Here is a 12,782-nt window from a genome sequence, read left to right on the forward strand (position 1 = left end):
TCAATAGGTGACGTTGAGCCGCTTGGAGATGGGCGCCCGGCGGTCCAGCGCCGTCGCCGAGAGCGGGACGGTGTCGCCCTGCCCGCCCGGTTGCAGCACGCCGTTGATCTTGAGCGTGTAGTTGGCGTTCTTGTTGGCCAACTCCAGCGGATCGTCGACGGTCACGATGACGCCGATCCGGTCCACCCGGCCGAGGATCCGGCGCAGCTGGTTCCGGTTCAGGTTCGCCTGGTGGCCCTTGGTGAGCGCCACGTCGGCGTACCGCACCGTCTTCCCGTCCAGCGTCCAGCCGACCAGCTGGACCCGCCAGTCGGCGACCTCCATCGGCGACACCTGACTCGGCGAACGGCCGCCGTCGAGTGTGGTGCCGTCGGTGATCACCGTGTCGCCGAGCTTGACGTCACGGATCCACCAGCCGGACGGTTCGCCGCTGCCGTTGCCGTTGAGGGCACCGTCGGTCAGGTAGCGGAACGAAACGATCACGTCCTGGCCGGCATAGCCCGACAGGTCGAAGCTCTGCGGCTGGTAGCCGTCGCTCAGCCCGGTCAGGCCGGGCAGTTGCGCGATGATCGACGGCTCCGCTCCGTCGGCATGCTCGCTGGTGGTGTTCTCGTTGCCGACCGTGGTGTAGGTCTTGCCGCCGTCGGCCGACACCTGCACCACGCCGAAGTCCCAGTTCGCTTCGATGTCGAAGCGGCTGGAGAACGTCAGCTGCCCGCCGCCGGCCGGCACCGAGACCGGGTAGGCGATCGCGCGATCAAGATCATCTCCCTCGCCCGACCAGAGTGCCGAATCGTTGATCACCCACCGCAGCGGATCCGCCCGGTAGGTCTCGGCGCCGGCGAAGCCGAGCGACCTGATCGTGTCGCCGTTCACCGGACGGTCCGCCATCGCCAGCACGTAGTCCGAGCCGTTGGCCGGTGCGCCGGGCGAATCGTACGAACCGGTCCAGGCCCAGTCGATCGCCGAGCTCAGTTCGGCTGCCGTGAACCGGCGCCGCTCGTCCCGGTTGAGTCCGCGAGCCCGCTGGTCCACCAGCCGGTCCAGGGCCATCTGCGCGGCCCAGTCGTGCACGACGTCGGTCGTCTTGAGCCCCGGAGCATGATCATCGAGATAGCGCTGCAGGGATCGCAGGCCGGGGGCGTCGTCGTTGTGCAGGTACGTGATCACGCCGCGACCGAACTGGTTCGCCAGGTACGTGACGAACGCGTACGCGGCACCGTAGTCGGCCAGCGTCTCGTTCGGCTGATCTTCCCAGCGGGTCAGCGAATTCTCCGCCCCGCAGTACGGGAACGCGTCGGACCCGAGGAAGCCCTGGAAGCAGGTCAGGTGGCTGTCCGCACCCAACTGCCCGTGCGGGAGCGTCGTGTCGACGTAGCCGACCACGGTCTGCGCGTAGTCGGACAGGCCCTCGTTGAGCCAGGTGGTCTCGCCCGGGCCGGCGTAGTACTCGAGCAGGTGCTGGTACTCGTGGGCGAACGTGCTTTCGTAGAGGTACGGCCGGGCCGGCTGCATCGGGCTGCACGGTCCGCCCGGCGGCTCGTCGGGCGGGTTGGCGCCGGTGCGGTGCAGCCAGTCGTAGGAGTCGATCGTCATCACGTTGCGATCGAATCCCTCGTTGTACAAGGGAGAGAAGAACCCGGCGATGTAGGTCGCCCCGGCCGGCGTGGTCTGGTCGTAGTAGTTCTCATCACGGACGTTGCTGACCAGGACGACGGTCTTGTCGCCGTCACCCTTGTAGTAGTCCGGGTCGCCGCCGCCGATGATCTCCCACAGCGGAGCGCCGAAGCCGACGTCGATCGACTGGGTGCCGTCCCGTTCCGGGGCGACCGAGAAGATCTCCGACTCCTTGGGCAGGATGTTGCCGTCGAACTCGGTGATCATGGACTGCACCTGGGCGTCGGTGATCACGTTGCGGACGCCGTCGTTGCGGCAGTCGCCGTCGGGGTAGTTCAAGTTGCCCTGCACCCAGATCTCGATCTTGTCGCCGACCCCGCGCAGTGTGTACGGAGCCGCGCCGTAACCGTTGACACCGTAGACGAGCCAGTTCTTGCTGCCGCCGACCGGGGTCCCGGTCGCCGTGTTCTCGGTCGCGGGTGCGGACCGCAGCTGGCGCACCGCCGGAGCGTCGTCGCGGAACGACCTCTGCTCGGAGCGGCTCAAGTCGATCTTGGACTTCTGCCGGACCTCGGCCGGCGCATCCCGGATGTCCCGGGGCAGACGAGCGGCCGACCCGGAACCGGGGTCGGCCGAAGCGGTGGTGGAAAGGCCGATCAGGCCCGTGAAGGTGACGGCGAGCGCGGCGGTGATGGCAACCGCCGCACGCGTCCTCGCCCGGGGCATGCGGGAATCCATGACTGGTTACCTCCAGGGGGTGAGGTTGTTCCGACTAGCATCCGCCGCCGGGCCGGGCTCGGCAGCGGATTCACGGAACAGCGCAAGATCTCCCGTGGAGGGCCCTCACGGTTCGGTGTGCAGCGAAAGATCTCCGGCGCCTCCTAGGATTCAGCGGTACGGTTCTCGTCGGCGACGACGTGCAGCGGGGCGACCGGCTCGACGGTCTCGTCCACCGGCCGCCGCTGGCCGCCGATCAACGAACCCGCCAACGCGGTCCGCCGGTAGAGCATGCTCCGGCCGGACCGCCAGCTGACCACCATGCCGCTGTCCCGCAGGATCGACAGGTGCCGGCTGACGGTGGCCGGGCTCTGTTCCAGTCGGCGCGCCAGCTGGGTGGTGGACAGCGGGATCACCAGCTGATGCAGGATCGCCGACCGACTCGCCCCGATCAGCGCACCGAGCGGGTCGTCCGCGGCCGACTGCTCCGCCAGGTCCTCCCAGACCCGGCCGACCCCGCGGGCCGGGTAGGTCAGCTCGAACGCGTCCGCTTCATGATCAAGAACAAGCGTGGGCCAGAGGAAGATCGACGGGACCAGCGTCATGTGGTTGCCGTCGTACGTCGCGTCCGGGTAGTGCGGCTTGTCGATGTTGAGCATCGCCCCGTCCAGCGAGACCTCGGGATGCAGATCCTCCAGCAGCGAGAACAGGCCGCCGCTTGCGGAGCGGTTGCTGCGATAGGCGAGATCGTCCTCCAGCACCGCCCGCATCCGGTCCCAATAGGGCTCGATCGCGATCGCCCAATAGCCGGTGATCGCGTCCGCCAGCAGCCGGGGCGCTGCCGACCCGGCCTCGATCAGCCGCTGCACCGACCGCGGCCGGGCCCGACCGGTCCAGATCCGGACCAGGTCGTCCAGGATCGGCTCGGCCGGTGTTGCGGCGAGCGTGATCAACTGCTGCTCGATGGTCGCCGCACGCCCCAGCGCCGACGGATACAGGACGGCGAGCGGCGGTCCGTCCGCCGGCACCGTCGCCAGCAGCAGCTCCAGGTCGATCCGGTCCAACTCGGCGGAGATCCGGCGCAGCCAACGCCGATGCACCGCGGGCGGGCGCGGACTGGTCAGCAGCCGCAGGCTCGATCCCACCTCGACCAGGGGCGACAAGGCCAACCGCACCGTACCCAGCACGTCGGGGCTCAGCCGGAACCGGATCACGGAGCCATCCTCGCGCCCGCGCCGGGCGCCGGCCCAGCCTTAGTCCACAGACGAAGGAACTCGGGAAGGACCGACACTGGCGGTCGGATCCGCTGAGGTGGACAGTGGTCGAATGGTCACACCGTTACCTCTGAGTGTTGGGGCCGTCACGATCGCCACCGCCCGGCCGGGGATGCTCGCCCGCTTCTACTCCACCCTGCTGGGATGGCCCTATCGCCGCGAGGAGCCGCCGCGTCCGGGCGCGCCGGCCGACAGCGGCTACGCGCTGGTCTGTCCGCCGGACGGCGTCGAGGGCATGGCGTTGAACTTCGAGTACGACGCCCACTACCGGCGACCGGTCTGGCCGAGCGCGCCGGGAGCACAAGCCAGCACGCAGCACCTTGACGTCGGCGTGACCGACCTCGACAGCGCAGTCGATTGGGCGGTCGAATGCGGCGCAACGCTTGCCGACCCCCAGCCGAGTGACCGCTTCCGGGTGATGATCGACCCGGAAGGACATCCGTTCTGTCTGTGCCGATGATCAACTCCGTCCCGCAGCGACCGGCGAGCCACCGTGGCCTTCGAGCACCTCAAGATCACGTACACAGAATCCGTGGTGTGCCCAGTTCTCGTTGAGCACCACCCGCAGACACTCGCCCACCGACTTGCCCGTCGCATACGGCGGCCAGCCCGGACCGGTCGGAATCGGGGCGACGGCGGCCAGGTCGTCGGCCGTCACATCGGCCAGCCAACGATTCAGCTCGGCGGATTGCTCGTCTCGCACGGCGACGACCTCATCAAGGGCCGGGGACGCCGCCGGATCGATGCCCAGCACCTCCTGATCGGGTACGAACGCCGGCGCCAGCCCGATCCCGGTGAAGGGCCGGGTCGACCCGAGGCAGCAGCGACGAAACCACGAGTCGTGCACGAAGACCAGGTGGCGGAGCGTCTGCACGGCCGACCACTCGCCGCCGACACTCTGATGCTCCGAGCCCGCGGGCAGCGCGCGGAGCCGCCCGACCGTACTCCCCCAGTCGTCACTCAGCTGCCGCTGGGCTTCCCGCAGCTCGGCCGGATCGGCCGAACGCATCAGCAACCGCACCGGATGCCGCCGATCCAGCTCGGCCTCGACATAGGACGTGACCTCCACGCCGTTGACCACCAGATTGGTGACCAGCCCGTCGATCACGACGTCCTGCATCACCACCCCGATCAGCCGGGAACGGCTCAGGTCGCACTCGCGAAACTCGGCGCCGCTCAGGTCCTGATCCTCAAATCTCTCCATGCCGAGCATTCTGGCCCGCGGCACTGACAGCGGCCTGAGTGCGGACCCGGGACCGTACCTTCTGGCTGCGGCTCGACGGGACCGGCGAGATCTGCGCCCTGCGCTGCGCGGCGCCCCTGTTTCCGGACCGGGTCAGGCGTCGTGTTCGGCTGCCGGGGTGGCCAGCACGGGCGGGCCTTGGAGCCGCAGGCTCTGGGCGATCGCCGGGATCTCCGGGTCGGCCAGGAACCCTTGGTAGTCCTCCTCGTCCCAATCGAAGATCGACCACACGCGCTGCGGATCGTCGGGGTCCACGTAGGCCCACGCACGGCGGCAACCGTGCTCCCGCCGTTTCTCCACGCCGGTCGTGGCGAAGACCTCCAAGAACCGATCGAGATCGGTGACCTTGGCCACGGTAACGATCATGAGACCGCCCCTGTCCGCATCGACGATGGTGGCATCCAGCCTGAGACCTCAAGGTAGGTTGAAGTCAAGGCCTTCACCAGCTGACCCAGATCCGTCGGCATGGTATTGGCTACCGCCGAGGGCCTCTCCGGCGAAGTTCTGCACGACCAGCTGGCCGCGCACGACGCCCACCGCTTGCTCGATGCCGCCCTGATTCTGCGACTCGCTCCAGCGGATTCGCGACGAGGAACATCGTGATGTCTGACCCTGACATCCTGCGCCCGCTCCACCGCGGGGAAGCCGCCGGCGTCGCGCCGGAGGGCACCGGCTTTCGCGGGATCTCCCTGCACTTCCCGACCGATTCGCGAGACGCCGTCGACGAGGCCATGCGCACCGCCGAGGCGACCGGCGCGACCCTGGTGAAGCCCGCGGCCGCAGCCGAGTGGGGTGGCCACTTCGGCTATTTCAGAGATCCCGACGGCTACCTGTTGAAGTTCGTCACGGCTTCCTGACCGACACTTGGCCGTGACCCGCGGCGCGGCCGATGAGTTTGCGACTCCCGGCCGGTCCAAGCTCATGACACCGAGGAAAGGACACCGCCCATGTCGGAGCTTCTGGTCGATTTCATCACCTCCCTCGACGGCTACGCGTCGGGTGAGGGCTGGCCCGGGTTCTGGGGCCTCGAGGGCCCGGAATACCTCGCCTGGCTCGGCGAGCAACCCCAGCCGACGTACCTGATGGGAGCGAATACGTACCGCCTCATGTACGGCTTCGCCGTCGGCGAGGTCCTCCCGGAGGGCGTGGACGAGTTCCGGCCCGAGGAAGAGGCGACCGTCGACGAACTCACCCAAGCGTCCAAGGTGGTGTTCTCCTCCTCCCTCGAGGAGCCGCTGACCTGGGCCAATTCCACGCTCGTCCGCGACGACGCCGTCGAGGCGGTCCGCGCCATGAAGGCGAACGGCTCCGGCCTGCTCAGCACGCTCGGCAGCCTCAGCCTGGCCCGCTCCCTGCTCCGAGCCGGCCTCGTCGACCGCTTCCGGGTCGGGATCTTCCCGGTGATCACCGGCGCCACGGGTGAGGAACGCATCTACGACGGCTACCCGGACGTCGCTCTCGAGATGATCGACCACCGCACCTTCGACGGCCGCATCCAGGTGGTCGAATACAAGCCCACCGTGCTCGAGCACCCGCCGCTCGCCGCCCCTGCGTCGTTGTGACTCGGAGCCGCGAACTGCCGGCCCGCACTAAAAGTCGATCCTCAGGGCTGCCGTCTCAGGCCGGTTCGTCAGATCGTCGGTCAGTTGATCGAGGTACTCGGGCGGCCCGGCCTCGGCGAACCACAGCCAGAGTTCGGCGGCATGAATCGTTGACCAGGCCAGCACGCTGGCCCGGTCGGCACCGTAGCCGTCGATGATCATGTCGAAGCTTCGCGGGACTTTCAGGCCCGCACCCCACGTTCGTCGGCCGTGGTGCTGTCGAGACGCTCTCCCGGCAGGTACGTCATCAGAATCGACCCCGGCTTGACCTCGACCAGTTCCGGCACCGGCAGGTCCGCGTCGGCCAGGGCGCGCAGCGCCACAACCTCCGTGCCATGGCGATCGGGGTCTGCCATCCGCTTCTCGACCACACGTCGTCCCTGGTGGTCGATCAGCTGCACCTGTCCCACTGCTCCCTGCCGCATCCGACCATCCTCTCCTGAACGTTAGGGTCGGGGGATGGCGGAGCGCGAACTCGGGGCACCATCCGGCGTCGACCGCAGCCGACATCTCGCCGCACTCCACCGTGCCTGGGCGACGCCGCCGGACGTTGTGGCGGCGGTGGTCGCCGAGGTGACGAAGGCACCGGTCGTGGAGTGCCGCCGCATCGTCGACGGCGAGGTGAACGAGGTCTACGACGTCACCGTGGAGCAGGGCCCGTCCGTGATCGTACGCATCTCGCACAGCGGGTCCGAGGCGCACGACCGGGAGGCGTGGGTCCTCGGCGAGTGCGCGGCGCGGGGTATTCGAGCGCCGCGGGTCCATGATCTTCGTCGCGTCGAGGTCGGCAGCGAGCTCCGGTCCGTCATGATCATGGAGAAGCTGCCGGGTGAGCGACTCGCTGATCTTGGTCCCGAGGAGGTCGACGTTCGGCGTGTGCTCGAAGAGGTCGGAGCCTGGCTGAGGCAGTTCCACGCCATCCCGGCACGAGGCCTCGGGACCCTCGACGGCGCTGGCGTCGGCAGGTTCGAGACCTTGGAGGAGTGGCTGGCCCACGTGGCCACGGAGGCCCCTGCGTTCGAGGACGCCGGCCGTTCCGTCGGTTTCGATGCGGCGACGGTTCGAGGCTGGCTCCGGGATATCGCCGACTCGCTTCGGGCCGCCCCGCCTCGGCTGACGCTGAGCCACAACGATCTCCTGGCCGTACACGTCCTGGTGCACGAGGGGAACCTGTCGGGGATCATCGACTTCGGTGTGGTCGCCGCCGAACCCGCGGCGAACGACTTCGCCCTGTGGGACTTCCGAGAAGGGCGACGCTTCCCGGTCGAGTGGATCCAGGCCGGCTACGGCGACCCCTCGGTGTTCGAACCCCCGAACGACCGCACCTACCGAGCGCTCTGGCTCCTGCACGGGCTCTGGTACCTGCGCCACTACCACGTCACGGGATTTCGCCCCGGCGTCGAAGCCGGCCGGGACCGACTGCTGCGCGGACCGGAGCGGTAGTCGGCGGGCGTTGTTAGCCTTCCGCCATGTGCGGGCCTCCGATCAGCCGTCGTCGCCTCCTCGGAACGGCAGTCGCCGTGGCCTCCGGTTCCGCTGTGACCGGTTGTTCACCTGACGCCGAGGACGTCGACTACCGCACCGACGGGGCGTCGTTCGCGCTGACCAACGTTGCCGTCTTTGACGGGGAGCAACTCAGCGACGCCGATACCGTGCTGGTGCGCGACGGCTTGATCGCCGGGGTTGGCGCAGGGCTGAGCGTGCCGGACGAACTTCCGAAGCGGGACGGCCAGGGCCGGCTGCTGTTGCCCGGTCTCATCGACGCGCACGCCCACGCGGCGACGTTCTTTGCGAACGCGTCACTGCGGTTCGGGGCGACGACGCTGCTGGAGATGGCCGGCGTGCCGTCGCCGGATGAGGTAGCGGCGCGGAAAGATCCGGCGCGGGCCGACGCGGCCGATGTGTGGTCGGCTGGAAACATGATCACCGTGCCCGGCGGACACGGCACGCAATGGGGCGGCAATCCTCCCGTTCTCAAGCCTGGCGCCGACGTCGACGCCTTCATCGGCGAGCGACTCGAGGAGGTTCGGACTTCATCAAGTTGGTCATCGACGAGTATGAGGGGACGATCGAGACGCTGACGCCGCGACAGGTCAACGCCGTCGTGGACGCAGCACACCGCAGGGATCGCCTGGCCGTGGCGCATGTCGGCACCTGGGACGATGCGACGATCGCCGTCGACGCCGGCATCGACGCTCTCGTCCATGCACCGCGCGATGCGCCGATCAACGACCGCGTGGTAGCGCAGCTGGCTGAGCGATCGATCCCGGTAGTGCCGACTCTTACGATCTACTCGGCAGCCAGCGGCAAACATGACAGCCGCACGTTCCTCGATCATCCCCAGGTCGCGCCGTACCTTGATCAGGATCAGCAGTCGGCTGCTCAGCGGACCAGCTGGGACCTACTCTGGCCGACCTGGTGCGACGAAGCAGTAGCCGGCGTGGCCGCCCTGCACAAGGCTGGCGTGCCGATCCTGGCCGGAACCGACATGCTCAATCCCGGGACCATCGCCGGCGTCACCATGCTGCACGAGATCGCACTGCTGAAGCAGGCCGGATTGTCCGACGTGGACTTGCTTTCCGCGGCCACCTCGCGCGGTGCGGACCTGCTCGGGCTCACCGATCGCGGCCGGATCATTCCCGGCAAGCGCGCGGATCTGATCTTGATGAACGTCACGTCGATCGACAAGGCCATCGGCTCGTACGACATCGCCGCGATCTGGCGCAACGGCCACTTCGTCGAGCGCAAACCCGTCGCCAGGGTCCAAACCACACCCGGCAGCCCGGGGCCCGACCGCTGACTGCAGTCGGCCGATCGGCGCTACCGTCCGCGACGGGACCAGATCTCAGGCCCGCCTAGGCTACTTGGGAGATTGCTCAGCGGTGGCAGTGGCAATCACGACGGCCTCATCTTCGAGAAGAGGTCGAGTTCATCCCGCGGCAGGTCGAACGGCGTGTTCCCGTCCTGGCATCCAAGCTTGGCGCCGCCGCCGTTGAGGTAGCCCGACGCCGTCGGTGCGGCTTCCCGACGGTAGGCCCTTTGCCCGACGGCACCTAGCCAATCTGGAAACCGCCCCGCGCTGATGCTTAAGTCCTGCCCAATGACTTGTCGGTGAAGGTCAGATCCACAGGAGTTCTGGACCCATCTGCTTTGTACGCGGCTACCTTCGCCCGCAGGTCCGACTGCGCACTCTTGGTGCTCACCCGCAGTTTCACCTTGATCCTGATCACGCCAATGTCCGTATCGACCCAACCGAGCGCCTGCTCGACGCCTGGATCTTTGTTGACCTTGTGGAAAAGTGCCTCCATCTCGGCGCGCAGCGGCACAAGCGCACGTGCTGCGCCGCCGATCAGTTCAACGTCAACATGCTCCGGGATGGCCTTGAAGTACTCGGCCGCGCCGGCCGGAACGTCGCCCGCGAACTTCACCGACGCGGTGAAGTGGCCTGTGATCTCGGAGGAAGCGTACGCATCGGGCATCGCCTCCTCGACGGCACTCACTGCCTGCGAGAACGGCGTCTGCCATTCGTATCGCTTCACGGCCTCCTCAATCGGAATGCCCTTCTGCTGCGCAAGTGCGACCGTGCTCGGCCCAGGCTCACCCTCCTTGTACTCCTGCACCACGAGCCCGTCGCTTGGTGTCGGCTCAGGTTCCGGATCTGCTGCTGTTGGCGCAACGGATCCAGCAATGAGCAACACGACCACTCCAGCCAACGCACACCCTCGCAGGCCACGCTGTTTCGCCATGGGTTTCCGCCCCTCTGACGCCACTTTGACCGACGCCCAGATAGTGAGGAAAGATGCGGCACCGGCTGATTCAGGAACCCGCAGTGCATAAAGCCGCGAAGACTTGCCCTGCGCCACTCCCCACGATGAGATCTTGATCGTGCGCCCCGGAAGCCGTTTCACGCCAGGGATGTACGCAACCGTTACACACCGGTGACCCACGGTTAGGCGGGCTGGCGAGGAGTTGCTGGACCGGGAGTTCCAGCCGGCCTAGCGGCAGGCCATCCGAATGCGGGCCGACGACTCGGATCGGTTGTTCACGGAGGGCGCGGCGGCGACGCTACGCTGGGCTTGGAAGGGTCTCGGCGATCGGCCACTGGACCTGGTCAACTGGAACTCCTTGCTCCCCGGGAAGAGTCGAACCTTCGTCGCTAATCCTGGTTCAAAGGCTCGCTCTCTCACCCTCGCGTGAGCGTGAACGAGTGCCATTGAGTAGCACCGAAATCGCCTGCGCTGGTGTGTCGCCTGTGTGTCACCGTGCGGGACGGCTGGAGCATATGGGCAGGCGATCCCCCATATGCTCCAGCCACCTCCCGCCAACTCCGCACTTCCGCCAGTTCCGCCAACTCCGCCACTTCCGCGGTGATGCCGAGCTTGCGCGCGGACCGCACCGGTCAGCACTGCCTGCGGAAACCAGTGGCGGGTCGTGGGCGGATCAGGGTTTGCTGGTGGGGTGGCGGACGTTGGTGTGCAGACGCTGCTTGGCAAGGTGGACGGGCTGCTGGCCCGGTACCGGGACCACGCGCGGATGATGTGGGCGGTCGCTCCGGGATGGAGCACGGTCAGTCTCCTGGGCACCCTGGTCGGGGCGGGAGCGCTCGTACTGTCGATGGTGGCCACGGGCCAGCTGATCGGTGCGCTGTACGAGGTGCTCGCCCATCGAGCCGACAGCCAGCGAGCGTGGTGGTGGTTCGCGGCGTTCGTGCTGGCGGCCGTTCTCGGGCAGCTGCAGCAGGCTGTCCTGGCGATGGCGAACCCTCGCATCTGGTCGCCGTATCGTGTCATGATCAACGACCTGCTCGCCGAGACCGGCATGCACTCCAGGAGCCTGGCTGTCCTGGACGGGGCAACGGCCGGCGAGTTGGAGAACTTGATCAAGACCAGCCGGCAGTGGCTGTTCCGCTTCGGGATGACTGGCATCTGGCAGCTGCTGCAGACCCGCTTGGTGGGACTCGGCGCTGTCCTGGTGCTCGTCGGCTGGCGCTGGTGGGCGCCGCTCGTTGTCGCTGCCGCCTTCCTGCTCTCCTCGCGCCTGTTCTCCACCTGGCTGGACAGCGTTCTGGATGGGATGTGGGGCAGCACCCCGCCCATCGAACGCCAGCGCGCCGACTACGTGGCCAAGGTCATGGCCTCGTCCGGGGCGGCCAAGGAGGTACGGATCTTCGGACTCGTCGACTGGCTGGCCGAGCGGTATCGCGTGCTGTGGCACGTCGCGGCCGCGCAGTTCTGGCATCAACTGAACCGCAAGCTTGCCCCGACGTTCCTCGGCGGGTTGGCGCTCCTCGTCGTTCTCGGTGGAACCCTGTCGCTGTTGGGCTGGGATGCCTATCGGGGGATGGTCAACTCGTCGGCGGTGATCACGTACGTGCTCGCCCTGCTTGCCCTGAACGCGTTCGGGATGCAGGGCGACCAACAGGCAGGCCTGGTTCAGGTCGGCCGACTGCTCAATGATCTTCGTACGCTGCGAGGTCGGCTCGACCTGCCTTCGCTGACGCCAGCCGAGGGCGAGCCGATCCGCGGTACCCCGGTACCGGACGCCGGCATCAAGTTCGAGGGCGTCACCTTCACGTACCCCACTCGCACGGTCCCAACGCTCAGCGGACTGACCCTGCACGTTCCGGCCGGCCAGTCGATCGCCATAGTCGGCGTCAACGGGGCCGGGAAGTCGACGATGATCAAGTTGCTGGCCGGTCTCTACCAGGCCGACTCCGGGTCCGTCACCGTCGGTGGGCGGGACGCCTTCGCCGATCCCGCACTGGACCGCGCGGTTGCCGTGATCTTCCAGGACTTCATCCATTACCCGCTGTCACTGCGCGACAACGTGGGATTCGGTGCGTTGGAACGGCGTTCTGACACCGAGTTGCTGGAGCGGGCCATGACCGATGCGGCCGGCAGGGACGTCCTCGCCAGCCTCGACCACGCTTGGGACTCCGTACTTTCTTCTGAATACGAAGACGGCACCGAGCTGTCCGGCGGGCAATGGCAACGGATCGCGCTGGCCCGCGCCCTGGCCGCGGTCGGGGCCGGCGCCCAGATCCTGGTGCTGGATGAGCCGACCGCAGCTCTCGACGTCCGTGCCGAGGCAGAACTGTTCGAGAGGTTCCTGTCCGTCACGAAGGGGGTCACAACGGTGCTGGTCAGTCACCGGCTGGCGACAGTACGTCGAGCGGACCGGATCGTCGTCCTCGACGGTGATACCGGCAAGGTCACCGAGGACGGGACCCATGACGAACTCCTGGCCCAAGGGGGAGCGTACGCGACGATGTTCCGCCTTCAGGCCCGGCGGTTCGCGCAGGCCGGCGACCCGGATGAGGGCTCGGACTGA

14 protein-coding genes are annotated in these 12,782 nt (G+C 67.7%); 7 read left to right on the forward strand and 7 right to left on the reverse strand.

From position 1 onward, the window contains the following. Positions 1-2,343, reverse strand: coding sequence for a M6 family metallopeptidase (locus BKA15_RS09195; RefSeq protein WP_179750083.1), 2,343 nt, complete (start codon positions 2,341-2,343; stop codon positions 1-3). A 155-nt stretch (positions 2,344-2,498) separates the two neighbouring features. After that, positions 2,499-3,548 carry an ArsR/SmtB family transcription factor gene (locus tag BKA15_RS36785; protein WP_179750085.1) on the reverse strand — a complete coding sequence of 350 codons (1,050 nt, stop codon included), beginning with the start codon at positions 3,546-3,548 and terminating at the stop codon, positions 2,499-2,501. 112 nt (positions 3,549-3,660) lie between these two features. Between BKA15_RS36785 and BKA15_RS09205 the strand changes: the two genes are divergently transcribed. Further along, positions 3,661-4,068 (forward strand): VOC family protein, encoded by a 408-nt coding sequence (locus BKA15_RS09205; RefSeq protein WP_179750087.1) that lies wholly within the window; start codon positions 3,661-3,663, stop codon positions 4,066-4,068. Here the strand turns inward: BKA15_RS09205 and BKA15_RS09210 are convergent, their stop codons facing one another. Together BKA15_RS09210 and BKA15_RS09215 are read right to left on the reverse strand one after the other, a co-directional pair. Further along, on the reverse strand, positions 4,069-4,812 hold the full coding sequence (locus tag BKA15_RS09210; RefSeq protein ID WP_246322300.1) for a DinB family protein: 744 nt from the start codon (positions 4,810-4,812) through the stop codon (positions 4,069-4,071). It lies immediately after the preceding gene. Between the two features lie 132 nt (positions 4,813-4,944). Then, complete coding sequence (locus BKA15_RS09215) at positions 4,945-5,217, reverse strand: NIPSNAP family protein (protein WP_179750089.1); 273 nt, start codon at positions 5,215-5,217, stop codon at positions 4,945-4,947. Between the two features lie 236 nt (positions 5,218-5,453). Between BKA15_RS09215 and BKA15_RS09220 the strand changes: the two genes are divergently transcribed. Together BKA15_RS09220 and BKA15_RS09225 are read left to right on the forward strand one after the other, a co-directional pair. Next, a complete protein-coding gene (locus BKA15_RS09220; protein WP_179750091.1) occupies positions 5,454-5,708 on the forward strand; it encodes a VOC family protein in 255 nt (84 codons plus the stop codon). A gap of 90 nt (positions 5,709-5,798) precedes the next feature. Then, entirely contained in the window at positions 5,799-6,413 is a 615-nt protein-coding gene (locus tag BKA15_RS09225) for a dihydrofolate reductase family protein (protein WP_179750093.1), read from the forward strand. Positions 6,414-6,440: 27 nt separating this feature from the next. Here the strand turns inward: BKA15_RS09225 and BKA15_RS09230 are convergent, their stop codons facing one another. Next, positions 6,441-6,614: a hypothetical protein gene (locus BKA15_RS09230; protein ID WP_179750095.1), complete on the reverse strand. Its 174-nt coding sequence runs from the start codon at positions 6,612-6,614 to the stop codon at positions 6,441-6,443. 20 nt (positions 6,615-6,634) lie between these two features. Further along, positions 6,635-6,853, reverse strand: a complete 219-nt coding sequence (locus BKA15_RS09235; RefSeq protein WP_179750097.1) for a BUD32 family EKC/KEOPS complex subunit — start codon at positions 6,851-6,853, stop codon at positions 6,635-6,637. 58 nt (positions 6,854-6,911) lie between these two features. Between BKA15_RS09235 and BKA15_RS09240 the strand changes: the two genes are divergently transcribed. The 3 genes from BKA15_RS09240 to BKA15_RS09250 all read left to right on the forward strand — a co-directional run bounded on the left by BKA15_RS09240 (position 6,912) and on the right by BKA15_RS09250 (position 9,252). Then, positions 6,912-7,895 (forward strand): phosphotransferase family protein, encoded by a 984-nt coding sequence (locus BKA15_RS09240; RefSeq protein ID WP_179750099.1) that lies wholly within the window; start codon positions 6,912-6,914, stop codon positions 7,893-7,895. 77 nt (positions 7,896-7,972) lie between these two features. Continuing rightward, a complete protein-coding gene (locus BKA15_RS09245) occupies positions 7,973-8,533 on the forward strand; it encodes a hypothetical protein (protein ID WP_179750101.1) in 561 nt (186 codons plus the stop codon). Further along, positions 8,494-9,252, forward strand: coding sequence for an amidohydrolase family protein (locus BKA15_RS09250; RefSeq protein WP_179750103.1), 759 nt, complete (start codon positions 8,494-8,496; stop codon positions 9,250-9,252). The genes BKA15_RS09245 and BKA15_RS09250 overlap by 40 nt, the downstream gene beginning before the upstream one ends. Before the next feature lie 286 nt (positions 9,253-9,538). Here BKA15_RS09250 and BKA15_RS09255 read toward each other — a convergent pair whose 3' ends face one another. After that, positions 9,539-10,360, reverse strand: a complete 822-nt coding sequence (locus tag BKA15_RS09255) for a hypothetical protein (protein WP_179750104.1) — start codon at positions 10,358-10,360, stop codon at positions 9,539-9,541. A gap of 550 nt (positions 10,361-10,910) precedes the next feature. Between BKA15_RS09255 and BKA15_RS36790 the strand changes: the two genes are divergently transcribed. Then, positions 10,911-12,782 carry an ABC transporter ATP-binding protein gene (locus BKA15_RS36790; RefSeq protein WP_179750107.1) on the forward strand — a complete coding sequence of 624 codons (1,872 nt, stop codon included), beginning with the start codon at positions 10,911-10,913 and terminating at the stop codon, positions 12,780-12,782.

Origin of the sequence: Microlunatus parietis, assembly GCF_013407955.1 — a bacterium.
GTDB lineage: Bacteria > Actinomycetota > Actinomycetes > Propionibacteriales > Propionibacteriaceae > Microlunatus > Microlunatus parietis.